Here is a 23805-nt window from a genome sequence, read left to right on the forward strand (position 1 = left end):
CAACAGGGGTCCGCCACCCGGTTCGGCGTGAATCACGCGCGGACTACCCGTTCCGCTGCTGCTGGTGCCCATTGGGAGCGTGCGTGGATGAATCATGCGCGCCGGTCCCGTCTGTCGGATCGACGACTGAAGCGTCGGCCCTGGTCGGATCGACCGCCGGCCCCGGCTGCGGGAACCGGTCGGGCAGACGCCGCAGTCGGGCGTTCATGTTGCGGATCAGCAGGATGGTGGCGGTAGCCAGCAGCAGGATGAGGAGGAGGCCCATCGGGCCGGCCAGACCACCCGTGCGGGTGTCCCCGAAGTTGTTCTCCGCGAGCACCTGGGCAGCGGTCAGCATGGTCGTCCTCCGATGTGCGATTGCCTACCAGGGTAGCCCTGGCCGGGATCAGCGCGCGTGCGCCGTCTCCCGCACTCCGGCGAAGAGGTCGGACTCGGGCAGCGGGCTCTCCACCATGGTGCGTACCAGCTCGAAATCCTCCGTCGGCCAGGCCTGCTGCTGCATCTCCATGGGCACGTGGAACCAGAAGCCGTCCGGGTCGACCTGGGTGGCGTGGGCGCGCAACGCGTCGTCCCGCACGGGGAAGTATTCGGCGCAGTCGACCCGGGTGGTGATCCGTGGGCCCTTGTCCGGACGCTCGTCCCAGCGCTTGAGCCAGTCCTCGTACGGCGACTCGGCGCCCGTGGCCAGCACCGCCTCGTGCAGCGCCATGATCTTGGCCTTGGAGAAGCCGATGTCGTAGTAGAGCTTCAGCGGCTGCCAGGGGGCGCCCAGCTCGGGGTAGCGCTCCGCATCACCGGCGGCCTCGAAGGCGGCCACGCTCACCTTGTGGCACATGATGTGGTCGGGGTGGGGGTAGCCACCCTCCTCGTCGTACGTGGTCACCACGTGCGGACGGAACTCCCGCATCAGCCGGACCAGCGGGCCGGCGGCCACCTCGACCTCCTGGAGGGCGAAGCAGCCCTCGGGGAGCGGCGGCAGCGGGTCGCCCTCGGGCAGGCCGCTGTCGACGAACCCGAGCCAGGCCTGGTCGACGCCGAGGATCGCCCGCGCGGCGTCCATCTCGGCCCGCCGGATGTCCGCGATGTTGGCCCAGACGTCGGGCCGGTCGAGCTTGGGATTGAGCACGCTGCCGCGCTCACCGCCGGTGCACGTCACCACCAGCACGTCGACCCCCTGGGCGACGTACTTCGCCATCGTCGCCGCACCCTTGCTCGACTCGTCGTCCGGGTGCGCGTGGACGGCCATGAGACGCAGCTGCTCTGCCAACTTACGGCGCTCCTCGTCTGTGTCGGCCGGTGGACCCGACCGGGCTCGACCGGCTGACCTGCCAGGAACCTCCCCCGCCCCGCCGCCGGTCGGCACCTGCGGGACCCGACCTGCCGTTCCTGGCATTCGGCCGGGCTGGGAGGATGGACTCCTGCCATTCTTGCCGATGCCGCCGACAACAACGCCAGGAGATACCCGCCGGTGACCGAGACGCACGCCACAATTTCACCGGGCGCGCCGGTCTTCCCGGCCGGGCGCTACGGCCGACGCCGGGCACCCGGCGGAGGCCGGCGTCGTACGCTGCTGGCCGCCCTGGTGCTCCTGGTGCTGGTGGTGGGGCTGAGCCTGATCTCACTGCGGCTCTACCGGCAGTACGGCGATCCGGTCTACGACGCCCAGGTGATCACGTACACCGACATCACGGACAACCAGGTGGTGGTCGACTTCCGGGTACGTGTGCCGGAGGGCGGCTCGGCCGTCTGCGTCCTGCGCGCCCGGGACCGCGCCGGCGTCGAGGTGGGCCGCGACGAGGTCACGGTGACCGCCGGCCCGGGTGAGCGGCACGTCGGCGCCCGGCACCGGCTGAACACCAGCGCCCGACCGTTCATCGGCGAGGTGCTGCGCTGCCGAGCGCCGTCCTGAACTGCGGAGACATCACCCGGTAACGGCCGTCGCCCGGCATCGAGCGCGGGTGCCGGATCCGGACACCGGCGGTGATCGCCGACACGCTGTGTCGTACCGCACTGGTAACTTGGTAGTTCACCTGTCAGCCAGCCACGCACAACCGAGGAGAACGCCTGTGTCCACTGGCAACGAGGCGCCCGCCACCTGGCTGTCCCAGGACGCGTACGACCGCCTCCAGGCCGAGCTCGACGAGCACATCGCCAACCGGCCGGCGATCGCGGCCGAGATCAACGCCCGCCGCGAAGAGGGCGACCTGCGGGAGAACGGCGGCTACCACGCCGCCCGTGAGGAGCAGGGCAAGGCTGAGGGTCGCATCCGCTACCTGCAGGAGCTGCTGCGCACCGCCAAGGTCGGCGCCGCGCCGACGGCCGACGCGGTGTCACCCGGCATGGTGGTGACGATCTACTTCGACGACGACACCGACGACACCGAGACCTTCCTGCTCGGCTCGCGGGAGATCGCCGCCACTACCGACCTGACGGTCTACAGCCCCGAGTCGGCCCTGGGCAAGGCGATCCTGGGTGGTCGCGCCGGTCAGACCTGCACCTACACGGCACCGAGTGGCGCCGACATCAAGGTGACCGTGGTCAGCTTCGAGCCGTTCTCCGGCTGAGCGGCAACCCCCCTACGGTGTAACGCCGCCGGGGCGTGGCACCGCCTGTCACGCCTCGGCGGCGAACACCACCTGATAGCCACTGGCCCGCAGCGCGCTGATCAACGTGTCGGAGTGCTCCACACCACGGGTCTCCACCGACAGCGCCACCTCCACCTCGCCGAGGCCGAGGTGCGGGTTGGCCCGCTGGTGTTCCACGTCCACCACGTTGGCCCGGTGCTCGGCGATCTGACTGAGCAGTGACGCGAGCTGCCCGGGCCGATCCGAACAGCGCACGGTCACCCGCAGGTAGCGGCCGGCCGCGGCGAGACCGTGCTCGATCACCCGCATCATCAGCAGGGGGTCGATGTTGCCGCCGGAGAGGACCGCCACCACCGGCGTCTCCACCTCCACCACGCCGGCCAGGAGCGCGGCCACGCCGACCGCCCCGGCCGGTTCGACGACCTGCTTGCCCCGCTCCAGCAGCATCAGCAGGGCCCGCGAGATGTCCTCCTCGGAGACCGTGACGATCTCGTCGACGAGCTTGCGGACATGGTTGAAGGTGATCTCCCCCGGCCGTCCGACCGCGATGCCGTCCGCGATGGTGGCGAACGCCGGCAGCCGGACCGGCTCTCCGGCCACCAGGGAGGGCGGGAAGGCCGCCGCGCCCGCCGCCTGCACCCCGATGATGCGTACGTCCGGGCGGAGCGCCTTGGCGGCCACCGCCATGCCCGAGATCAGGCCGCCGCCGCCCACGCCCGTGATGATCGTCCGCACGTCGGGACACTGTTCGAGGATCTCCAACGCCACCGTGCCCTGCCCGGCGATCACGTCCCGGTGGTCGAACGGGTGAATGAGCACCGCACCGGTCCGCTCCGCGTACGTCTGCGCGGCCACCAGCGACTCGTCGACGGTGTTGCCGGCCAGCTCGACCTGCGCGCCGTACCCCTTGGTGGCGGCGACCTTCGGCAGCGGCGCGTTGACCGGCATGAAGACCGTCGCGTGCGTGCCGACCAACCCGGCGGCGAGCGCGACGCCCTGGGCGTGGTTACCGGCGCTCGCCGCGACCACGCCACGCGCACGCTCGCCCGCCGACAGCCGGGAGATCCGCACGTACGCGCCGCGCACCTTGTACGAGCCGGCGCGCTGCACGTTCTCGCACTTGAGCCACGTCGGCCCGCCCAGTGCCGCGCTCAGCGGCCGGGAGGGCTCCAGCGGGGTGGTCCGGACGACGTCGGCGAGCAGTTTCCGCGCAGCCCGTACGTCGTCGAGGCCGACCAGTTCCGTCATGCCCCGATCGTGCCATCCGGGCCCGGCGGCCTCGGCGGCGACACCGGGGTACGCGACGCGACCACCCGCGTCGGCGGTCCTCGGACGCCCCGATCGCCCGACTTGCGGGCCGCCCCCGCGTTGATCCACTCCAGATCGCCGACGTGGGGCTGTCGGGTCGCCCGGACAGCGCCACATCGGCGATCTGGAGTGGATCACGACGTGGGCGCGGCCCCCGGCGTCTCCGAGGGCGCCACGGCCGCCGAGGGCGCCACGGCCGCCGAGGGCGCCACGGCCGCCGGGGCCGCCGGGGCGGGCTGGCCTGCCGACGTGACCGGGGCCGGCGGCCAGGCTTGTGCTGGCCAGACCGGGGCGGTCGGCCACGCCGGGGCGGCGCGGGCGATCCGGGCCTCCTGGGCGGCGGAGATCCGGTGGATCAGCAGGATCAGCGTCACCGCCGCGACCGCGCAGCCCAGCGCCGGCAGGGCGTTGCGAAGCAACGAGTCCCGGTAGTGGTCGACGTACGCCTGGTAGCCGGCGTCGTTGAACGGGGTCTCCGGCAGCTTCGCGTACGCCCTGTCGTCGAGGCGGCTGCTCAGCCGCTCGCCGATGCTGAACACCAGCCAGGAGCACCACCAGACGCTCACGAGGGTGGGCGTGAACCGCCGCCAGAGGCTGTCCCGAGCGATGTTCGCCACGACCCGGGCCGGCACCACGAAGTTCGCGAACGGCACCAGCCAGCCGGCGATCGCCCAGCCCGCTCCGAGGGTGGGCAGTGCGCCGGGGAAGGCGTCGGTGTTCTTGCGCGCCCGCCAGGTCCAGATGATCACCAGGACGGCGGCGGTGAGGTAGACCACGGCCATGGTCAGCGCCACCAGGACGTTGATGATCACCACACCGAGGAGCAGGTCCGGGTCGTCGTCGGCCATGGCCCGCCGGGCCAGCGCCATCCCGATCAGCGGGGACAGCGCCACCACCAGGTAGAGCACGGCGGTCGCGCCGACCGCGACGCTGGCCGCCAGCCCGATCCCCCGTACGCGGTAGGTCGGCAGCCCCGGCGTGACCGCCGGCTGGCCGAGCGGCGTGTAGCAACGCGGGCATTCGTTGTGCTCGGAGGACGTGGCGTCTCCGCAGGTCTGGCAGCGCATTGGTGTCCCCCGTGGGTCGCGCGATGGTGCGCGCACACGCTAGACGATCATGCGCTGGCCGGCGACCCCGTTCCGACGAGGGGATAGCCGGGCGCGTGGCGCACCCACGGGGCGGTCATCTCGAACTGACCGGCCACGCCGAGCAGCAGCAGCTCCGAGCCGGGCGGACCGACGATCTGCACGGCGACCGGCAGGCCGTCCGGGCGGCGTCCCACCGGTACGACGATCGCCGGCAGGCCGGCGACGTTCCACGGCGCGGCGTACGGGGCGTACCTGATGTTGGCCGACAGGTTCGCCCGCCAGGACCGCTCCGACCAGCGGCCGGCCTCCGGCGGCGCGCTCGCCAGGGCGGGCGTGAGCAGCAGGTCGACGGAGTGGTCGGTGAAGAAGTCGACGGACCGCTGCCGCCAGGCGACCCGGTCGGCCTCCCGGACGTAGCCGCGCCGCTGTGCCCACTCGCCCAGCGCGACGTGCCGCCGGGTACGGCGTTGCAGACCGCGCCGGTCCAGCCCGGCGGCCCGGACGTCGGCGGCTGCCGCGGCGAACCAGGTGGCGAGGCCCTGCAGGCCCAGGGCCGTGGGGTAGACCGGATCGGCCGGCACGGTGTCGTGGCCGGCGGCGGCGAGCAGCCGGCCGGCCGCGGCCACCGCGTCCCGGTTGGGCGCGTCCGGCGAGACTCCGCGTACCGGAGAGCGCAGCGAGACACCGACGCGCAGCCGTTGCGGCGGGACCAGCTTCTCCGGGCGTCGGCCGGCGAGCACCGAGAAGCCGACGGCGGCGTCGGCGACCGTGCTGGCAAGCATCCCGTGCTCGGTGAGACCGAACCAGTCGTCCGCGCCGAGCTGGCAGGGCACCACACCGCGGCCGGGTTTGAGGCCGACCAGGCCGCAGCAGGCCGCCGGGATGCGGATCGAGCCGAGGCCGTCGTTGCCGTGCGCGATCGGCACCAGGCCGGCGGCGACCGCGGCGGCCGCGCCGCCCGAGGAACCGCCGGGGGTACGCGTGCTGTCCCACGGGTTGCGCGTCACCGCGCTGTCGTCGTCGGTGAGCGCCCAGAGTCCCAGCTCCGGCATCCGGGTGACCCCGAGGATCACCGCGCCGGCGCCCCGCAGCCGCCGGACGACCTCGTGGTCGGCCTCCGCGACCTCGGTCCGCGCGGCGGCCGACCCGTTCCAGGTGGGCAGGCCCGCGACCGGAGTGTTCTCCTTGACGGCCACCGGCACCCCGGCCAGGGGGAGGTTGGCCAGGTCCTCCTGCTCGTCGACCTTCTCCGCCTCGGTGATCGCCTCGCCGCCGCGAACGGCGCGGAACGCGGCCAGTTCGCGGTCGGCCGAGGCGATGTACTCGAGGTGGTCGGCAACGACCTGGGTGGCCGAGACGTCACCCCGCCGTACGCCCCGGGCGATCTGCTTGGCGGTCGCCCCGACCCAGGTCGCCATGATGTCCTGCACGGCCGTCCTCCCCAGCGGTCAGCCCAGCGCCTGCTCCAGATCGGCGAGCAGGTCGTCGACCGTCTCGATGCCGACAGACAGTCGCACGAGATCGCCGGGAACTTCAAGCGGCGAGCCGGCAGCACTTGCATGTGTCATCCGACCCGGGTGTTCGATCAGCGATTCGACGCCGCCCAGCGACTCGGCGAGCACGAAGAGCTTGGCCCGGTTGCAGATCTCGACGGCGTGGTCCTCGCCGCCGGCGGCCCGGAACGAGATCATGCCGCCGAACCGGCGCATCTGCTTGGCCGCCACCTCGTGACCAGGGTGCGAAGGCAGCCCGGGGTAGATCACCTCGGACACCTTGGCGTGCCCGTCGAGGTAGGCGGCGAGGCGCTCGGCGTTGTCGCAGTGCCGGTCCATGCGTACCCCGAGGGTCTTGATGCCGCGCAGGGTGAGCCACGCGTCGAACGGGCCGTTGATCGCGCCCATCGCGTTCTGGTGGTAGCGCAGCTCCTCGCCGAGCGCGGCGTCGGCGACGACGAGCGCGCCACCGACCACGTCGGAGTGCCCGCCGATGTACTTGGTGGTGGAGTGCACCACCACGTCCGCGCCGAAGGCGATCGGCTGCTGAAGGTACGGCGAGGCGAAGGTGTTGTCGACCACCAGCAGCGCGCCGGCGTCGTGCGCCACACCGGCCAGGACGGCGATGTCGGCGATGCCGAGCAGCGGGTTCGTCGGCGTCTCCACCCAGATGATCTTCGTCCGTCCGGGCTGCACGGCGGCCCGGACCGCGGCCGGGTCGGAGACCTTGGCCGGCGTGAACTCCAGCCCCCAGCGCTGGGCCACCCGGGCGAAGAGCCGGTAGGTGCCGCCGTACGCGTCGTCCGGAATGATCACGTGGTCGCCCGGCTGGCACACCGCCCGCAGCAGGGTGTCCTCGGCGGCCAGGCCACTGGCGAAGGCGAGACCCACCGGCCCGCTCTCCAACGCGGCCAGGCACTCCTGGAGGGCGTCGCGGGTCGGGTTGCCGGAGCGGCTGTACTCGTAGCCGAGCCGAGGCGCGCCGACGGCGTCCTGGGCGTACGTGCTGGTCTGGTAGATCGGCGGGATCACCGCGCCGGTCCGGGCCTCGGGGTCCTGACCGGCGTGAATGGCGAGCGTCTCGAAGCCGTGACTCATTCTGGTGAGGCTAGTGCCCCGTCCCGGCGACCCGGCACGGAACCCGCGCCCCGGGCGGGGGCCGGACCCATCCGGTCCGACCCCACGCTCCGGTTCAGCGTCGGGAACGGCCCTCAGGCGGCCGGGACGGGCAGGACGTGCAGGGTGACCGGGCGGGTTCCGGTCCAGTCGTAGGAGACCGCGTAGAGCCGGGCGCCGTTCGGGGCCCAGGCCAGCGCGCCGGGGCTGAGCTCGTCGCCCAGCTCGAAGTGGGCCAGCTCGGTGCCGCCCGTGGAGAAGACGAACACGTCCGGGTCGTAGGAGGCGTCCGCGCCGCCGGCGATCCGGGTGCCGTCGCGCGAGACCTCGACCGCATTGGGGTACGCGCCGGTGCGGAAGGTCGCCGACGGGGTGGTGATGTCGGCGAACGGGAACGCCTGCACCTCGTACGGGGCGCCGGACGCGGTGAACACGGTCGCGCCGGTCGGGTCGAGGGCGATGTCGCGCAGGTTGCTGCCAATCGCCATGAACTCGTTGGTGCCCGGCGCGCTCAGCGCACCACCGGTGCCGATCGTGTACGTGTATACCGACGCGGGGCTCAGGCCGGGCTGCCCGGCCAACAGCACCGAACGGTTCTGGCTGGCGGCGGTCAGCAGCGGAGCGCCGTAGAAGCCGCTACCGGTGTCCAGACCCGTGGTCACCCGCGCCGGCTGGCGGCCCAGGTCGATCCGGCCGATGTTGCCGTCCCAGCCTCCGCAGCCGTACCCGAACCACAGGTACCGCCCGGTCAGCGCCAGCGACGACGGGCACTCGCCCGCGCCGGTGTCGTACCGGGCCGACTCGACGAGCGTGCCGGTGTCGAAGGCGGCGATGGCATTAGCGGTCGGCAGCGCCACGTAGAGGGTCTGCCGGTCGGCGCTGAGCAACAGGTCGGTCGGACCGGGCAGGCCGGACAGGGTGCCCACGACCGCACCCGTCGCGCTGGCCACCACGACGTCGGTCGAGGACGGCCCGCCGCTGACGAAGACCCGGTCACCGGCCGAGACCACGTCGGCCACCGCCGGCAACGACAGCGGGGTGGCCGTCGGCGCGGGTGCGGCCTGGGCGGGGCCCGGGAGACCGGCGGTGAGCAACCCGGCGGCCAGTACGGCCAGTGCCAGGGTCGTGCCTCTCTTGCTGTGCACGTGCGTTCCCCCCATGTTCTTGATCCAGACCCGTAAATGAGTACCACAGTCGATGCGTACGTGGGGGGCACGTCAGCGCAGATCGGCGCTATAGCCTGGCGCGATGGACGGGTGCGTGTTCTGCGGGATCGTGTCGGGTGACGTTCCGGCGTTCCGGGTCGCCGACGAGCCGGACGGGGTGGCGTTCCTGGACACCCGCCCGGTCTTCGCGGGGCACGTGCTGGTGGTGCCCCGGACGCACCTGGTGACCCTGGCCGAATTGCCGGCCGACCTGCTACCCGGCTACTTCGCGCTGGTCCAGCGGCTGGCCGTGGCGGTGGAGGCCGGCCTGGGGGCCGGTGGGACGTTCGTGGCGATGAACAACCGGGTGTCCCAGTCCGTCCCCCATCTGCACACCCACGTGGTCCCCCGCACCAAGGGTGACGGGCTGCGTGGCTTCTTCTGGCCGCGCACCCGGTACAGCGACGACGCCGAGGCACAGACCTACGCCGACCGGATCGCCACCGCCCTCGACGGCGGGGCCTGAGTCACAGTGGCGCGGGTAAGGAAGCAGAACCCACCGGTGTTACACGCTGGGAGACGCATGAGAGGAGTCCCACCGTGTTCCTGCGCCGTATGAACGCCGAGATGATCACGCCCGAGCAGGCCCTGCCGGGCCGCCCGATCTCGATGCCGGTCGCCGACCGCCACGAGGTTCTGGGCACCCCGCTGAAGGGTCCGTTCCCGGAGGGCCTCCAGGTGGCCGTCTTCGGCATGGGCTGCTTCTGGGGCGCCGAGCGGCTGTTCTGGACGCTGCCCGGCGTGTACACGACCTCCGCCGGCTACGCGGGCGGCTTCACCACCAACCCGACGTACGAGGAGACGTGTTCCGGCCGCACCGGGCACGCCGAGGTCGTCCAGGTGGTGTACGACCCCAGCAAGATCACGTACGAGGACCTGCTGAAGGTCTTCTGGGAGAACCACGACCCGACCCAGGGCATGCGCCAGGGCAACGACGTGGGCACCCAGTACCGGTCGGCGATCTACACGACCACCGACGAGCAGCGGGCCATCGCGGAGTCGTCGCGGGACGCCTTCCAGCCGATCGTGACCCGGGCCGGCAAGGGTGAGATCACCACCGAGATCGCCCCGCTCGGCAGCTACTTCTTCGCCGAGGACTACCACCAGCAGTACCTGGCGCCGACCAAGAACCCGAACGGGTACTGCAACCACGGCCCGAACGGCCTGAGCTGCCCGGTCGGCGTGGCCCGTACCGCCGGCTGACCCACCTGCGTGAACGCGATGCCCGGCTGCCGACGAGGCGGCCGGGCATTCCCGTTTGGCCCTGTGATCGAAATCCGTTGCCGAGCCCGGCGGGAACTCGATAACGTGGCCGTACACGTGAAAGGAGGTGGTCCAGACTTGTATAGCAATCGGACTCGTGAGGTGGCTGTCCGCTAGCCGCTGTCCTCGACAGTGATCGTCCGCCGCGAGGCGGGCAACCAGTACGACCGTCGAGACCGTGTGGCAGCGGTGCGGCGAAAACCACGACAGCCACCCGACCCCCGGGGTGCCGGCTTAGTCCAGCCGGCCCACGCGACAGCGTGGAGCGCCCCGGGGGTCGCTTCATCTCGGTGGGAGATCAGCGTGTCGATGCGCGAGCTGGTGATTCTCGGGACGGCCAGCCAGACCCCCACCCGGCAGCGCAACCACAACGGTTACGTGCTGCGCTGGGACGACGAGGTGATCCTCTTCGACCCGGGCGAGGGCAGTCAGCGCCAACTCCTGCACACCACCGTCACCGCCAGCGACCTGACCCGGATCTGCGTCACGCACTTCCACGGCGACCACTGCCTCGGTCTGCCCGGCACGATCCAGCGACTCTCACTGGACCGGGTCCCGCACCCGGTCGCCGTGCACTTCCCGGCCGGCGGCGCCGAGTACTTCGCCCGGCTGCGGCACGCCACCTCCTTCTACGAGAGCGCCGAGCTGGCGGTAACGCCGATCGAGACCGACGGGCAGCGGATCGCCCTGCGCTGCGGGACGCTGGAGGCCCGCCGGCTGCGACACCCCATCGAGACGTACGGCTATCGGCTCGTCGAGCCGGACGGCTGCCGGATGCTGCCGGAGAAGCTGGCCGCGTACGGCATCGCCGGCCCGGCCGTCGGCGAGCTGATCCGCGTCGGCCACCTGGACCTCGACGGGCGTCGCGTCACCCGGGACGAGGTGAGCGAGCCCCGACCGGGGCAGCGATTCGCCTTCGTGATGGACACCGGCCTCTGCGACGGCGTGTACGCCCTGGCCGAGCACGCCGACCTGCTGGTCATCGAGTCGACGTTCCTGGAGTCGGAGGCCGCGCTGGCCGCCGAGGTCGGCCACCTGACCGCGGCCCAGGCCGCGCGGGTGGCGACCGAGTCGGGGGTACGCACGCTGGTGCTGACGCACTTCTCCCAGCGCTATCCCGACCCGCGCCGGTTCCATGACGAGGCTCGCGCGCACTTCGACGGCGATCTGATTGTCGCCGAGGATCTGACCACCGTGCAGGTCCCGCCGCGCCGGGTAGCCTCGGCCGGGTGACTGTCACGCTCCGCCCCGCCACCGATCACGACCTGATGGGGGTCGGTGCCCTGCACCAACGGTCCCGGGTCGCCGCGTACTCCTCGTTCCTGCCGGCCGAGGCGCTGGCCAAACCGACCGGGGAGGCGATGGGACGGTACTGGGTCGAGCGGTGGAGCTGGGAGCGTGACACCCACCGGCTGATCGTGGCGGAACGCGTCGGCGGGCTCGTCGGGTTCAGCTACCTGGGGCCGGACGACGAGGACGATCCGACGACCGGGCTGCTCAACGCGATCCACCTGGACCCGGCCGAGCAGGGGCGGGGCACCGGCCGCGCGTTGATGGTGGACGCGCTCGACGCCATGCGTGACCGCGGTTGGCGTCGCGCGGTGCTCTGGGTGCTGCGGGAGAACGCCCACGCCCGCGCGTTCTATGAGCGCGGCGGCTGGACCCCGACGGGGGCCGAACGCGAAGAGAAGATGGGCACGGCCCCCACAACCCAACTCCGCTACACCCGCACCCTCTAACCCCTCCCCCTCCCCTCCCCGGCCCCACCTCCCCCGGCCCCCGCCTCCCCCGGCCCCCGCCTCCCCCGGCCTCCACCTCCCCCGTCGATCATGGACTTGTGGTGGGCAATTTAGGCATTTCTGCCCCCTTTGCTCACCACCACAAGTCCATGATCGACGCGGTGGGGTGGGTGGGTGGGTGGGGTGGGCGGTTAGTGGGCGCCCAGGTGGGACAGGAGGTCCTGGCGGGTCAGGACGCCCTTGGGCTTGCCGTCGACCAGGACCAGGGCGGCGTCGGACTTCTCCAGCAGGCCCACGGCCTCGCTGACCGGCTGGCCGCCACCGATCATCGGCAGCGGGTCACCCATGTGCCGCTCGATGGTGTCGTGCAGGTGAGCCTGGCCGGTGAACAGCGCGTCGAGCAGGTCCCGCTCGGCGATCGAGCCGGCGACCTCGCCGGTCACGACGGGCGGCTCGGCCTTGAGCACCGGCAACTGCGAGACACCGTACTCACGCATGTAGTCGATCGCGTCGCGGACCGTCTCGGTCGGGTGCACGTGCACCAACTCGGGCAGCCCGCCCGGCTTGCTGGCCAGCGCGTCGGCCACGGTGGGCTCGGCGCCGGAGTTGTCGAGGAAGCCGTACCGGGCCATCCACGAGTCGTTGAAGATCTTCGAAAGGTAGCCCCGGCCGCCATCGGGCAGCAGCACCACCACGACGTCGTCCGGGGCAGCCCTACGCGCCACCTCCAGCGCGGCCACCACTGCCATCCCGCAGGAGCCGCCGACCAGCAGCCCCTCCTCGCGGGCCAGCCGCCGGGTCATCTCGAACGACGCCTTGTCGGACACCTCGATGATCTCATCGGCGACGCCCCGGTCGTACGTCTCGGGCCAGAAGTCCTCGCCGACGCCCTCCACCAGGTACGGCCGGCCGGTGCCGCCGGAGTAGACCGAACCCTCCGGGTCGGCGCCCACGATCTTCACCCGGCCGTCGGAGGCCTCCTTGAGGTACCGGCCGATGCCGGAGATCGTGCCGCCGGTGCCGACGCCCGCCACGAAGTGGGTGAGCCCGCCCTCGGTCTGCTTCCACAGCTCCGGGCCGGTGGTCTCGTAGTGCGAGCGCGGGTTCGCCGGGTTGCTGTACTGGTCGGGCTTCCACGCGCCGGGAATCTCGCGGGTCAGTCGGTCCGAGACGTTGTAGTACGAGCGCGGGTCCTCCGGGGCGACCGCCGTCGGGCAGACCACCACCTCGGCGCCGTACGCCCGCAGCACGTCCTGCTTGTCCTGGCTGACCTTGTCGGGGCAGACGAAGACGCACCGGTAGCCCTTGAGCTGCGCCACCAGGGCCAACCCGACGCCGGTGTTGCCGCTGGTCGGCTCGACGATGGTGCCGCCGGGCTTGAGCAGACCGGCCGCCTCGGCGTCCTCGACCATGCGCAGCGCGATGCGGTCCTTCACCGAGCCGCCCGGGTTGACGTACTCCACCTTGGCGAGCACGGTGGCCTGGATGCCCTCGGTGACGCTCCGCAGGCGGACCAGCGGAGTGTTGCCGATCATGTCGACGACGTTGTCGTAGTACTGCACGGTGTGCCCTTCGTTGCGGCGCCGGCGACGGCGGCCGGGCAGACGTATCCTCGCCGCCCAGCGTACGTGCCGTCAGTGCACCAGACCCCCGGGGATGACCGAGCTGCGCCGGGCCTCCCACTCCAGGAAGCGGTCGGTCTCGGAGAGCACGCTGCCCGCCAGCCAGGTGACCATGACGGCGTCGTCGGCCAGCCCGAAGATCGCCAGCGGGATCTCGGGCAGGAAGTCGATGGGCGAGACGATGTACGCCGTGGCCGCCGTCATGAGGGCCAGCCGGAGGCCACCGTCGTACTCGCCTCTGGTGGTGGCCCGGATCATCCGGGGCAGCGCCGCCAGCCGGGCGCCCAGCGACGGTCCGCCCCGCGCCCCCGCCATCAGTGCCCGCGCCAGGGCCGCGAACGCCGCGCTGCGCTTCAGTGTCTTCCCCATCGTCGCGCTCCTCTCCGCCGGATCAGCGTGGCGGGTCGGCGCAAGTCGGCCGGCCTCCACCGGACAGGTACCCCGTCGCGTCGGTTTCCAGGCATCCGCGAGCCGTGACGACGACAGCGGTGTGTCGGGCCGGCGCGATAATGTCGCCATATGGGGGTGGCTGGTTCTGTCGTACCCGTTGGTCCGCGCCGGCGGCAGGCCTGGCGGATCGCCCGACTGGCGGCGATCGGCACGGGCGCCACCGCGGCGGCCGCGATGGCGACCGGCGGCGTGCTGCTCGGCCAGGCCCGCCAGGCCCGGCGCACCATTCCGATGGCCGAGGCGCCCCCGCCGCGCTGCGACGGGATGTACGGCGCGAAGTTCCCCGGCCCCGCGCTCACCATGGTCGTGCTCGGTGACTCGTCGGCGGCCGGCTACGGGGTCCACCGCCGCCGGGAGACACCCGGAGCGCTGCTCGCCACCGGCCTCTCCCGGCGGCTGCACCGGCCGGTGCTGCTGCGCCGGTTCGCGGTGGTCGGGGCCATCTCCGCGGCCCTACGTCACCAGGTGGAGGCGGCGCTCGACTGCTCCCCGGACATCGCGGTGATCCTCATCGGCGGCAATGACATCACCAACCGCACCCCGCGCGGCCTGGCCGTGCGTTACCTGGTCGAGGCGGTCCGCTCGCTGCGCGCCGCCGGCTGCGAGGTGGTCGTCGGCACCTGCCCCGACCTCGGCGCGATCCGGCCGATCCAGCCACCGCTGCGCTGGCTGGCGCACCGGTGGAGTCGCCAGCTCGCCGCCGCGCAGACGGTGGCCGTGGTTGAGGCGGGCGGTTGGACGGTGTCCCTGGGCGACCTGCTCGGCCCGCGGTTCGCGGCCGAGCCGCTGCGGATGTTCGCCTGGGACCGGTTCCACCCCTCCGCCGAGGGGTACGCCATGGCCGCCGCCGCCCTGCTGCCGACGATGTTGTCCGCGCTCGGTGCGGGGCACGAACGACGGGTTACACCGGCGCGGGGCGAGGGCGTACGGTCGCTGCCAGAGGCCGCGCAGGAGGCGGCCCGGCACGCCGGCACCGAAGTCAGCGGCGCCCAGGTCCGGGGCCGCGACCGAGGGCCGGCCGGCCGGTGGGCGCAGCTGCGTCGCCGGGCGTTCTTCGGTGTGCACGCGGTGCCGCAGGCAGGCTCCGCGGACACCTCGACAGTGGAGGGACTGGCATGAACGAGCGCAGCGAGCGGGACGTGACCGCCGGCTTCCCCGGCCGGCTGGGTCGGGCGGCGGCGCTCTCGCTGCTGGCCGGCACGGTGGGCGGCGCCGCCGTCCTGGCCGGCGAAGCGTTCGTCGCGCGCCACCGGCGCTACGCCCAGCCGGAGCTGGGGCTGGCGCTGCGCGCCACGATCGGCCGGGCCGAAGCCGCACCGCTGCGCCTGGTGCTGCTCGGTGACTCGTCGGCACTGGGTGTCGGCGTCGACCGCCTCGAGGACACCATCGGCGGGCAGTTGGCCAACCTCCTCGCCGAGGGGCCGTCCGGCCGTCGGGTGCACCTGTCCAGCGTCGGCGTCTCGGGGTCCCGCTCCACCGACCTGACCACCCAGGTCGCCCGGGCCCTGCTCGGCGAGCGACCCGACGTGGCGCTGATCCTGATCGGCGCGAACGACGCCACCGGGCTGCGCCGGCCCGGCGACGCGTCCGCGTACCTGGGGGCGGCGGTGCACCGGCTGCGGGAGGCACGCGTCGAGGTGGTGGTGGGCACCTGCCCCGACCTCGGGGCCGTACACGCCATCGCGCCGCCGCTGCGTCAGCTCGTCGGCTGGTCCGGTCGGCGGATGGCCCGCGCGCAGACCACGGCGGTGCTGGAGGCGGGCGGGACGGTAGTCGACCTGGCCACCGAGACCGGTCCGGTGTTCCGAGCCGACGCGGGCACGCTGTGCCACGACGGTTTCCACCCGTCGGCCGACGGCTACCGGGTGTGGGCGCACGCCCTGCTACCGGCCATCGTGGCCGCCGCGGCGGTCGCCTCCCGGCGGTGACGCACGCCCGGCGAGGGTGACATTTCCCGCCGCCCCCGCTTCTTCCGCGCCATGTTACCGGCGGGTTAACGTTGGCCCATGCCGATTGAGTCGCCCCGCGATGCCGTCATCGTCGCTACCGCCCGCTCCCCCATCGGCCGGGCCCACAAGGGGTCCCTGCGCGATGTCCGCTCCGACGACCTCGCCGCGACCATCGTCCGGACCGCCCTGGACAAGATCCCCCAGCTCGACGCGAGCACCATCGACGACATCTACCTCGGGTGCGGCCTGCCCGGCGGCGAGCAGGGCTTCAACATGGCCCGGGTGGTGGCCACCCTGCTCGGCCTGGACACCGTGCCCGGCGCGACGCTGACCCGCTACTGCGCCTCGTCGTTGCAGACCACCCGGATGGCCCTGCACGCGATCCGCGCCGGCGAGGGCGACGTGTTCGTCTCCGCCGGGGTCGAGATGGTCTCCCGGTACGCCCGCGGCAGCTCCGACGGTCTGCCGCCGGAGGCGCAGGCGCTGGTCGGCGGCGGCTGGGAGAACCCGCGCTTCGCGTCCGCGGCCGAGCGCTCGAAGCGCCGCGCCCAGGGCGGCGCCGAGGTGTGGACCGACCCGCGCGACAGCGGCGACCTGCCGGACATCTACCTGACCATGGGGCAGACCGCGGAGAACCTGGCCCAGGTGTACGACGTGACCCGCGCCGACATGGACGAGTTCGGGGTACGCAGCCAGAACCTCGCCGAGAAGGCCATCGCGGACGGCTTCTGGGCCCGGGAGATCACACCGGTCACCACGCCGGACGGCACTGTGGTGAGCACCGACGACGGTCCCCGACCCGGCGTCACCCTCGACGCGGTCGCCGGGCTGAAGCCGGTGTTCCGCCCCGACGGCCGGATCACCGCGGGCAACTGCTGTCCCCTCAACGACGGGGCCGCCGCCGTCGTGGTGATGAGCGCCCAGCGGGCCGAGGAGCTGGGCGTGACCCCGCTGGCCCGGATCGTCTCCACCGGCGTCACCGCGCTGTCGCCGGAGATCATGGGCCTCGGGCCGGTTGAGGCGTCTCGGCAGGCGCTGCGCCGGGCGGGCATGACCATCGACGACGTCGACCTGGTCGAGATCAACGAGGCGTTCGCCGCTCAGGTCATCCCCTCCTACCGCCAGTTGGGCATCCCGGAGGAGAAGCTGAACGTGATGGGCGGCGCGATCGCCGTCGGGCACCCGTTCGGCATGACCGGCGCCCGAATCACCGGCACCCTGCTCAACGCCCTCGAATGGCACGACAAGACGATCGGTCTGGAGACCATGTGCGTCGGTGGCGGTCAGGGCATGGCCATGGTGCTCGAGCGGCTCAGCTGACGGTTTGAGCGCGCCGGGCGCCCGGCTGCGGGCTGCCCGGGGGCAGCCGGCGAGCCGCATTGGGTCGCCGGGCGCGCGGCACCGGGCGCGCCGCTACTCACAGCGCGTTGCGGGTCGCCGTCACCTCGGCGGCGGCCCGCGTCAGCACCTCGGCGTCGGCCCCGGCGGCGAGCAGGTCGGCCGTCACCACCCGCAGTTGGTCGGGCAGGGCCAGGTCGTTGTCGAGCCGGGGCACGGTTCGCCGTGGTTGCCCCTCGGCGTCGGCCGCGAGGTTGGCGACCTCCTGCACCAGACGGTGCACCAGGTCGGCGCGGGGCACGTTGCCGGTGGTCGCGGTCGCGGCCCAGCGCGGCTGTTCCCAGTGCCCGACCTGGCCGACCAGCAACCGCACGGCCTGCTCCAACTCCGCTACGCTCACCGCGCCGAGTCTACGGTCGACCCACGCCGCACAACCGGCCGGAGCAGCCGTGATCAACTCGACTTTCTGGAAACCGGGGCATCCCCGCGCCCCGGACACCCCGGACATTCGGTAAAGCGAGTCGGACGGCGGACGGCCGGTCAGCGACGCAGGTAGCTGAGCAACCGCAGCAACTGCCAGTAGAGGAACACCAGGCCGGTCAGCAGACCGAACGCGCTCAGCCACGCGTACCGGCGCGGTCGGCCGTCGCGCACCGAACGCTCGACCAGGTCGAAGTCGAGGATGAAGCTGAACGCGCCCGCGATGATCGCCACCACCGAGAAGGCGTACGGCAGCCAGCCGACCTCCCCGCTGACGCTGTAGACCGCCAGCCCTGGCCGCCCGGAGATCAGGTACGACACGAGGTTGACCACGCTCAGCACGGCGATGCCGAGCAGCGTGCCGATCACCAGCCGGGCCAGTCGGGGGGTCGCGCGGATCACCCGGGCCCGGTACAGCGCGGCCATGCCGAGGAACACACCGAAGGTGCCGGCCACCGCCTGCACGACGATCCCCGGGTAGACCTGTTCGAAGGCCCGGCTGGCCACCCCGAGCAGCAGCCCCTGGAGCAGCGCGTAGCCGATGATCGGCACCGGATTGGTGATCCCCCGCAGCGAGATGACCAGGACCAGCACGATCGAGGCCAGGGCGGTGCCGGCCAGGGCCGCGCCCAACCACACCGCGTCGGGCACCACCGCCCAGGACACCGCGGCGGTCGCGCCGGTGAGCAGGAGCAATCCGACGGTACGCACCACGACGTCGTCGACCGTCATCGGCTCGACGTCGCGGGAGCTGACCACCCGGGACTCCAACCGGCCGGTCTCGTCCAGCCGGTTGAGCACCGGGTTGTCGCTGCGCACCGTCGCCTCCTTCGCCCGTACCCCAGGAGATTCACTCTCCCCCGGACGGCCCGGCGGTGGCGGCGAAACGGCGCGGACGACGGCGCCCGCCCCCACGGGAAGCGGGAGCGGGCGCCGGTCAGCGGTGCGGACGAGGTCAGTCGTCGCCCTGAAAGTAGCTCAGCAGGCGCAGGATCTCGATGTAGAGCCAGACCAGGCTGACCAGGATGCCGAACGCGGCCACCCAGGAGTAGCGCTGGGGCAGGCCCATCCGGACGCCGTCCTCGATCTCCTTGAAGCTGAGCACGAAGCTCAGCGACGCGACCACGATGCAGACGAGGCTGAAGCCGATCGCGAGCGGGCTGCCGTCCCGCAGCCCGGTGTTGACGCCGAACAGCGCCAGCACCAGGTTGATCAGCATCACCGCGGCGAGGCCGATGATGGCCGTCGACACGATCTTCACGAACATCGGGGTGGCCCGGATGATCTTCGCCTTGTAGACCATCGTCATCACGAAGAAGATGCCGAAGCTCGCCACGGCGGCCTGAAGCACGATGCCGTCGTAGAAGGTCTCGAACGCCTTGCTGACCATGCCGACGAAGACGCCCTCGACCACCGCGTACGCGATGACCAGCGCCGGGTTGGCCATCCGGGAGAACGAGATGATCAAGCCCAGCACCAGGCCGACCACCGCCGCGCCGATCCAGGCGGCGCCGAGGAGCGAGTCGGGCACGAGCACCCAGGCGGCCGCAGCGGTGACGCCGAGGATGCCGAGCAGGGCGACCGTCTTGACGACCACGTCGTCGACGGTCATGGGCGCCACGGTGGGCGGTGCGGCCGGGTAGCCGGTCTGGGACGGGTACTGCTGCGGAATGCCGGGCTGTCCGTACGGCCCGGTCGGTGCGTACCCGGCGGAGCGCTCCCGCTCGGCCGCCTGGCCGAGCCGGGCGAGCACCGGGTTCGAGGTCTTCACTGTCTGGCCTCCCTCAGGGGGTCGTTTGCACGTGAACGTGCCCACCAAGAGTAAACTGCCCGACCCACTCCTGGTGATCACGAATGGGAACGCGAGGCCGTGCCGGATGGTGCCCGGGGCGGGGGTCGAACCCGCACGCCTTTCGGCAGCCGCTTTTAAGGCGGCCGTGTCTGCCGTTCCACCACCCGGGCGGGTGGCACCCGCGCGTCGACACGCACGGTGCAGTGTCACCGTAGCCGGTCGGCGGCGACCCGGCGTACCCCGCCGGCTTGGCCACATTAGGGTCGATGCCGTGAGCAGCGCAGCCCCCACGGCCCCCGACGCCGCCCCTGACCAGGCGGTCCGCCTCGCCGATCCGGCAGAGCGCGCGAGCCGGGCCGGACGGCTGCGCACGGCCGCCCGCCGCCACCGGACGGATCTACTGGTCGCCCTCGTGTGGGTGGCGCTGGCCGGCTGGCTGACCCACGGGCTGTGGCCCGACCCGGGCGGGCGCACGTTGGCGCTCAACCCCGAGGACCAGACGCTCTACGAATGGTTCCTGGCCGTCGACGCACGAGCGCTGCTCGGTGACTTCCACCTGCTCACCGACCGGCTCAACGCCCCGGACGGCGTCAACCTGATGGCCAACACCACGATCATCGCGCTCGGTGTGCTCTGCGCCCCGGTCACCCTGCTGTTCGGTGCGCCCACCTCCTTCGCGCTGCTCGCCGCCGCCAACCTGGCCGGCACCGCCCTCGCCTGGTACCTGCTGTTCCACCGGACGATGCGCGTCCGCCGGCTCGCCGCCGCGCTCGGCGGCGGTCTGTGCGGCTTCGGCCCCGGCATGGTCTCGCAGACCAACAGCCACCTGCACATGACGGCGCAGTGGCTGGTGCCGGTGATCGTCTGGCTGGTGGTACGGCTGCTGCGGGCGTCTGACCCCGGCGAGGGTCGTGGTCGGCCCACCGGCCCGGACCGACGGCAGATGATCAGCTCCGCAGCCGGGCTGGCGGTCGCCGTGACCGCACAGGTCTTCATCGGCGAGGAGGTGCTCTTCCTCAGCGCCGTCACGCTGCTGGTGATGGCGATCGCCTACGCCCTCGCGGACCGGAACCTCGCCCGGAGAGCGCTGCCCGGGTTCGCTGGCGGACTGGCGATCGCCGCCGGTCTGGCGATGCTGGTGCTCGGCTACCCGCTGTGGTTCCAGTTCGCCGGGCCGCAGGGTGTCGCCGACGGGATGTTCAGCCCGGCCTACTTCTCGGCCGACCTGAGCAGCTGGTGGGCGGTCTCACCGCTGTCGGTGGCCGGCAGCGACGAGGCGTCGCGACTCACCACCGGGCCGGCCGAGTACAACACCTTCCTCGGCTGGCCGCTGCTGCTCGTCACCGCCGTCTGCGCGATCTGGGCCGGGCGACGCCGGCTGATCCTGGCGTGTGTGGCGGCGGCCCTCGTGATGGGCGCCCTCTCGCTCGGCCCGGAGGTGGTGCTCGGCGGCACCCGCACCGCGCTGCCCGGCCCGTACGCCCTGCTTTCCGGCCTGCCGGTGGTGGACGGCGCGTTGCCGATGCGGTTCGGGCTGGCACTGCTGCCGATCGTCGCGACGGTGCTGGCCCTCGCCGTCGACCGGGCACTGGCCAGCACCGGGCGGGCGCGTCGGCTGGTGCCGCTCGCCGTCGTCGCGGCTCTCCTGCCGATCTTCCCGACCCCGCTGCCGACCGCCGGGCGGCCCGCCCTGCCGGAGTTCGTCACCGGCGGACACTGGCGGCAGTGCGTCGAGCCCGGTGGTGTGCTGGTCCCGGTGCCGCTGCCCACCCCCAAGGAGCCGTGGCCGATGCGCTGGGCGGCCGCCGCCAACGCCGGCTTCGGCCTGCCCGAGGGGTTCTTCATCGGCCCCTACGGGCGCGGTGGCACCGCCGCCATGGGCACCTTCAAGCAGCCCACCTCGGCCCTGCTGGCCGACGTCGCCCGCCGCGGCGACCAACCGGCCATCGGTGACGAGCAGCGCCGGCAGGCCGCGAAGGACGCGGACTTCTGGGGCGCGTCCTGCGTGGCACTGACCGATGACGCCCCGCACGCCGACAGCCTGCGGGCAACCCTGGAACAGTTGTACGGCCCCGCCACCCGCATCGCCGACGCCTGGATCTGGCGAGTCTGACGCTACCGCAGCGCGCCGACGCCGCCGAGGTGAGCCGATGCCGGCCGGGTGAAAGAAAGGGCCCCCTTCTATACCGGAAACGATAAGAAGGTGCCCTTCCTTACAGCTAAGTCAGACGCGCGGAGCGCCGACCGGCTGGGACGCCTCGACGAACTCCTCGCGCGGGTCGTGCAACTGGCCCAGCGCGACCACCTCACGCTTGAGGAAGAACGCCAGCGACCAGTCCACCACGACCCGGACCTTACGGTTGAACGAGGGGATCCGGCTCATGTGGTACGTCCGGTGCATGAACCAGGCCGGCCAACCCGTCATCTTGATGCCGTACACCTGGGCGACGCCCTTGTGCAGGCCGAGGCTGGCCACGCTGCCGGCGTGCTTGTGCTTGTAGTCGACCGGCTCGCGACCCCGGATCACCGCGACGATGTTGTCGGCCATCCGCGCCGCCTGACGCACCGCGTGCTGCGCGCTCGGCGAGCAGAAGTTGCCCGGCTCCTTGGTCAGGTCCGGCACGGCGGCGCAGTCACCCGCGCTCCACGCGCCCTCGATCACCCGGTCACCGTCGACCACCTGCAGGGTGGGGATGCAGGTGACCCGCCGACGATCGTCGCGCGGGAAGTCCGTCGCGTCCAGCATCGGCGACGGCTTCACGCCCGCCGTCCACACGATCGTGTCGGACCGGAAGCTGTCCCCGTCGGAGAGCTTCACGACCCCGTCGACACAGGACTCCAGGCGGGTGTCCAGCCGGATGTCCATGTTGCGCTTCGTGAGCTGCTGCACCGTGTAGGCGCCCATGTCCCGGTCGACCTCGGGGAGCACCCGCTGGGTCGCCTCGACGAGCACCCAGCGCATGTCCTCCGGCTTCAGCTCCGGGTAGTAGCGCAGGGCGTCCCGGGCCATGTCCTCCATCTCGGCGAGCGCCTCGATGCCGGCGTACCCACCGCCGACGAACGTGAAGGTCAACGCCGAACGGCGGACCTCCGCGTCCGGGGTCGCGGCCGCGATGTCCAGCCGGTCCAGCACGTGGTTGCGGAGGTAGATCGCCTCGCCGATGGTCTTGAACCCGATGCCCTGCTCGTGCAGGCCCGGAATCGGCAGCGTCCGGGACACCGACCCCGGGGCCACGATCACGTGGTCGTACGCGATCTCCCGGGCCGGGCCGGCGATCGGCTGCACGGTCGCCACCTTGCGGTCGTGCTCGACACGCGTCACGGTCCCCGCCACCACCGTGCACCGGCGCAGCTCGCGGCGCAGCGGCACCACGGCGTGCCGGGGGGAGATGTTCCCCGCCGCGGCCTCGGGGAGGAACGGCTGATAGGTCATGTGGGGCTGGGGGTCCACGACGATGACCTCAGCCTCACGGGAGCTGAGCTTCTTCGACAGGCGCAGGGCGGCGTAGAGACCGACGTGCCCGGCACCCACCACAAGGATCCGCTTCGGATTCACGTCATCTATCTTTCCCCGCCCTGCTCAGGTAATCCCGCTCGCGCCCCCCATCTGTGACGGAACACAACCCCTGTGACCTGCGTAACCCTGTTGCAACACCGGTTCACCTACGCCGCAGCAGCCAACCCAGCAACGCGGCGACACCCACCGCCACCAGCAGCCCGAGCACGGTGACCCACTGGTGACCGGTCTCGCCACCAAGACCCGCCACCCGCAACAGCAGCACCCCCAGCACGGCCGTACCCAGGAGCACCGCGGCCACCCGCGACAACCACCGGCTGATCAGTCCGGAGTCCACCACCCCGTCGTACGGCAGCAGTGCCGCCAGCGCGCACAGGGAGTGCCCCAGGTACAGCAGCGCGGCGACGGCGAGCAACCGCCACAACGCCACCGGCCGGCCGTACCCGTCGGTCGCGAGCAGCCAGCCACCCGCCATCACCAGCGCCGCGAACGTCGGCCACAACCGGCGCGGACCCACGGCCGGCAGTAGCGCGGCGACCGCCAGGAACAGCAGCGGCCGACCGGTCAACACCTCGCCGGGAAACGCCACCGCGAAACCGGCCAGCGTCGTGACGAAGATGGCGACCCGTACCAGCAGCGGTATGGCGCTGATCCGGGTCACGGCGTCCTGAGCGGCCCGAACCCGCTCCCCGATCGCGTTCACCATGCTCCTGTCGTTCGCGACTGCGGGGCTCGCAAACCCGGCTCACTCCTCGCGCTCACCGTGCTCCTGTCGTTCGCGACTGCGGGGCTCGCAAACCCGGCTCACTCCTCGCGCTCACCGTGCTCCTGTCGTTCGCGACTGCGGGGCTCGCAAACCC

At 72.2% G+C, this 23805-nt stretch carries 24 protein-coding genes and 1 tRNA gene; 10 read left to right on the top strand and 15 right to left on the bottom strand.

Translation table 11 applies throughout. The features are described from left to right. Window positions 1-43: 43 nt before the first annotated feature. Together AB0I89_RS22670 and mca are read right to left on the bottom strand one after the other, a co-directional pair. A complete protein-coding gene (locus AB0I89_RS22670; protein ID WP_357130041.1) occupies window positions 44-337 on the bottom strand; it encodes a hypothetical protein in 294 nt (97 codons plus the stop codon). 48 nt (window positions 338-385) lie between these two features. Continuing rightward, entirely contained in the window at window positions 386-1267 is an 882-nt protein-coding gene (gene mca / locus AB0I89_RS22675; protein ID WP_357130044.1) for a mycothiol conjugate amidase Mca, read from the bottom strand. Between the two features lie 201 nt (window positions 1268-1468). On the opposite strand from mca, the gene AB0I89_RS22680 reads away from it, so the two are divergent. Both AB0I89_RS22680 and greA read left to right on the top strand, forming a co-directional pair. After that, window positions 1469-1909, top strand: a complete 441-nt coding sequence (locus AB0I89_RS22680) for a DUF4307 domain-containing protein (RefSeq protein ID WP_357130047.1) — start codon at window positions 1469-1471, stop codon at window positions 1907-1909. 157 nt (window positions 1910-2066) lie between these two features. Next, entirely contained in the window at window positions 2067-2564 is a 498-nt protein-coding gene (greA, locus tag AB0I89_RS22685; RefSeq protein WP_355048818.1) for a transcription elongation factor GreA, read from the top strand. A 48-nt stretch (window positions 2565-2612) separates the two neighbouring features. Here greA and ilvA read toward each other — a convergent pair whose 3' ends face one another. From ilvA to AB0I89_RS22710, 5 genes are all read right to left on the bottom strand, one after another. Beyond that, window positions 2613-3833, bottom strand: a complete 1221-nt coding sequence (ilvA, locus tag AB0I89_RS22690; RefSeq protein WP_357130050.1) for a threonine ammonia-lyase — start codon at window positions 3831-3833, stop codon at window positions 2613-2615. A 194-nt stretch (window positions 3834-4027) separates the two neighbouring features. After that, the gene (locus AB0I89_RS22695) at window positions 4028-4960 is read right to left on the bottom strand and encodes a DUF4328 domain-containing protein (protein WP_357130053.1); all 933 of its coding nucleotides are present in this window, start codon (window positions 4958-4960) and stop codon (window positions 4028-4030) included. 47 nt (window positions 4961-5007) lie between these two features. Continuing rightward, on the bottom strand, window positions 5008-6399 hold the full coding sequence (locus AB0I89_RS22700) for an amidase family protein (protein ID WP_357130407.1): 1392 nt from the start codon (window positions 6397-6399) through the stop codon (window positions 5008-5010). Window positions 6400-6429: 30 nt separating this feature from the next. Further along, window positions 6430-7572 (bottom strand): cystathionine gamma-synthase, encoded by a 1143-nt coding sequence (locus AB0I89_RS22705; RefSeq protein ID WP_357130057.1) that lies wholly within the window; start codon window positions 7570-7572, stop codon window positions 6430-6432. A gap of 113 nt (window positions 7573-7685) precedes the next feature. Beyond that, a complete protein-coding gene (locus AB0I89_RS22710) occupies window positions 7686-8735 on the bottom strand; it encodes a hypothetical protein (protein WP_357130060.1) in 1050 nt (349 codons plus the stop codon). Between the two features lie 103 nt (window positions 8736-8838). Between AB0I89_RS22710 and AB0I89_RS22715 the strand changes: the two genes are divergently transcribed. The 4 genes from AB0I89_RS22715 to AB0I89_RS22730 all read left to right on the top strand — a co-directional run bounded on the left by AB0I89_RS22715 (window position 8839) and on the right by AB0I89_RS22730 (window position 11797). Continuing rightward, entirely contained in the window at window positions 8839-9261 is a 423-nt protein-coding gene (locus AB0I89_RS22715) for an HIT family protein (protein ID WP_357130063.1), read from the top strand. A gap of 74 nt (window positions 9262-9335) precedes the next feature. Then, the gene (msrA, locus tag AB0I89_RS22720; RefSeq protein WP_357130066.1) at window positions 9336-9998 is read left to right on the top strand and encodes a peptide-methionine (S)-S-oxide reductase MsrA; all 663 of its coding nucleotides are present in this window, start codon (window positions 9336-9338) and stop codon (window positions 9996-9998) included. Window positions 9999-10361: 363 nt separating this feature from the next. Then, window positions 10362-11291, top strand: coding sequence for a ribonuclease Z (locus tag AB0I89_RS22725; RefSeq protein WP_357130069.1), 930 nt, complete (start codon window positions 10362-10364; stop codon window positions 11289-11291). Further along, entirely contained in the window at window positions 11288-11797 is a 510-nt protein-coding gene (locus AB0I89_RS22730; protein ID WP_357130072.1) for a GNAT family N-acetyltransferase, read from the top strand. Before AB0I89_RS22725 ends, AB0I89_RS22730 begins: the two co-directional genes overlap by 4 nt. 191 nt (window positions 11798-11988) lie before the next feature. Here the strand turns inward: AB0I89_RS22730 and AB0I89_RS22735 are convergent, their stop codons facing one another. Together AB0I89_RS22735 and AB0I89_RS22740 are read right to left on the bottom strand one after the other, a co-directional pair. Next, window positions 11989-13359 carry a cystathionine beta-synthase gene (locus AB0I89_RS22735; protein WP_357130075.1) on the bottom strand — a complete coding sequence of 457 codons (1371 nt, stop codon included), beginning with the start codon at window positions 13357-13359 and terminating at the stop codon, window positions 11989-11991. A gap of 72 nt (window positions 13360-13431) precedes the next feature. Further along, complete coding sequence (locus AB0I89_RS22740; protein ID WP_355048830.1) at window positions 13432-13788, bottom strand: YkvA family protein; 357 nt, start codon at window positions 13786-13788, stop codon at window positions 13432-13434. A 150-nt stretch (window positions 13789-13938) separates the two neighbouring features. Between AB0I89_RS22740 and AB0I89_RS22745 the strand changes: the two genes are divergently transcribed. From AB0I89_RS22745 to AB0I89_RS22755, 3 genes are all read left to right on the top strand, one after another. Then, window positions 13939-14988, top strand: a complete 1050-nt coding sequence (locus tag AB0I89_RS22745; RefSeq protein WP_357130078.1) for an SGNH/GDSL hydrolase family protein — start codon at window positions 13939-13941, stop codon at window positions 14986-14988. Next, on the top strand, window positions 14985-15797 hold the full coding sequence (locus AB0I89_RS22750) for an SGNH/GDSL hydrolase family protein (protein WP_357130081.1): 813 nt from the start codon (window positions 14985-14987) through the stop codon (window positions 15795-15797). Before AB0I89_RS22745 ends, AB0I89_RS22750 begins: the two co-directional genes overlap by 4 nt. Window positions 15798-15875: 78 nt before the next feature. Then, the gene (locus AB0I89_RS22755; RefSeq protein ID WP_357130084.1) at window positions 15876-17138 is read left to right on the top strand and encodes an acetyl-CoA C-acetyltransferase; all 1263 of its coding nucleotides are present in this window, start codon (window positions 15876-15878) and stop codon (window positions 17136-17138) included. Window positions 17139-17235: 97 nt separating this feature from the next. Here the strand turns inward: AB0I89_RS22755 and AB0I89_RS22760 are convergent, their stop codons facing one another. The 4 genes from AB0I89_RS22760 to AB0I89_RS22775 form a co-directional block, all read right to left on the bottom strand. Further along, window positions 17236-17556, bottom strand: coding sequence for a hypothetical protein (locus AB0I89_RS22760; protein ID WP_357130087.1), 321 nt, complete (start codon window positions 17554-17556; stop codon window positions 17236-17238). A gap of 140 nt (window positions 17557-17696) precedes the next feature. Beyond that, a complete protein-coding gene (locus AB0I89_RS22765) occupies window positions 17697-18455 on the bottom strand; it encodes a Bax inhibitor-1/YccA family protein (RefSeq protein ID WP_357130090.1) in 759 nt (252 codons plus the stop codon). 136 nt (window positions 18456-18591) lie between these two features. Then, a complete protein-coding gene (locus AB0I89_RS22770; protein ID WP_357130093.1) occupies window positions 18592-19407 on the bottom strand; it encodes a Bax inhibitor-1/YccA family protein in 816 nt (271 codons plus the stop codon). Between the two features lie 107 nt (window positions 19408-19514). Continuing rightward, window positions 19515-19598: transfer RNA gene (locus AB0I89_RS22775), tRNA-Leu, on the bottom strand. A 101-nt stretch (window positions 19599-19699) separates the two neighbouring features. Between AB0I89_RS22775 and AB0I89_RS22780 the strand changes: the two genes are divergently transcribed. Then, window positions 19700-21541 carry a hypothetical protein gene (locus AB0I89_RS22780; RefSeq protein ID WP_357130096.1) on the top strand — a complete coding sequence of 614 codons (1842 nt, stop codon included), beginning with the start codon at window positions 19700-19702 and terminating at the stop codon, window positions 21539-21541. A gap of 111 nt (window positions 21542-21652) precedes the next feature. Here AB0I89_RS22780 and AB0I89_RS22785 read toward each other — a convergent pair whose 3' ends face one another. Beyond that, window positions 21653-22984 carry an NAD(P)/FAD-dependent oxidoreductase gene (locus AB0I89_RS22785; protein ID WP_357130099.1) on the bottom strand — a complete coding sequence of 444 codons (1332 nt, stop codon included), beginning with the start codon at window positions 22982-22984 and terminating at the stop codon, window positions 21653-21655. Between the two features lie 103 nt (window positions 22985-23087). After that, entirely contained in the window at window positions 23088-23648 is a 561-nt protein-coding gene (locus AB0I89_RS22790; RefSeq protein WP_357130410.1) for a hypothetical protein, read from the bottom strand. Between the last annotated feature and the right edge of the window lie 157 nt (window positions 23649-23805).

Origin of the sequence: Micromonospora sp. NPDC049801 (assembly GCF_040656575.1) — a bacterium.
Lineage (GTDB): Bacteria > Actinomycetota > Actinomycetes > Mycobacteriales > Micromonosporaceae > Micromonospora.

Bases quoted from the DNA above. Each gene is read 5' to 3' on its own strand.
- AB0I89_RS22670 (WP_357130041.1), bottom strand. From the start codon at position 337: ATGCTGACCGCTGCCCAGGTGCTCGCGGAGAACAACTTCGGGGACACC.
- ilvA (WP_357130050.1), bottom strand. From the start codon at position 3,833: ATGACGGAACTGGTCGGCCTCGACGACGTACGGGCTGCGCGGAAACTG.
- AB0I89_RS22695 (WP_357130053.1), bottom strand. From the start codon at position 4,960: ATGCGCTGCCAGACCTGCGGAGACGCCACGTCCTCCGAGCACAACGAA.
- AB0I89_RS22700 (WP_357130407.1), bottom strand. From the start codon at position 6,399: ATGGCGACCTGGGTCGGGGCGACCGCCAAGCAGATCGCCCGGGGCGTA.
- AB0I89_RS22705 (WP_357130057.1), bottom strand. From the start codon at position 7,572: ATGAGTCACGGCTTCGAGACGCTCGCCATTCACGCCGGTCAGGACCCC.
- AB0I89_RS22715 (WP_357130063.1), top strand. From the start codon at position 8,839: ATGGACGGGTGCGTGTTCTGCGGGATCGTGTCGGGTGACGTTCCGGCG.
- AB0I89_RS22740 (WP_355048830.1), bottom strand. From the start codon at position 13,788: ATGGGGAAGACACTGAAGCGCAGCGCGGCGTTCGCGGCCCTGGCGCGG.
- AB0I89_RS22745 (WP_357130078.1), top strand. From the start codon at position 13,939: ATGGGGGTGGCTGGTTCTGTCGTACCCGTTGGTCCGCGCCGGCGGCAG.
- AB0I89_RS22750 (WP_357130081.1), top strand. From the start codon at position 14,985: ATGAACGAGCGCAGCGAGCGGGACGTGACCGCCGGCTTCCCCGGCCGG.
- AB0I89_RS22755 (WP_357130084.1), top strand. From the start codon at position 15,876: ATGCCGATTGAGTCGCCCCGCGATGCCGTCATCGTCGCTACCGCCCGC.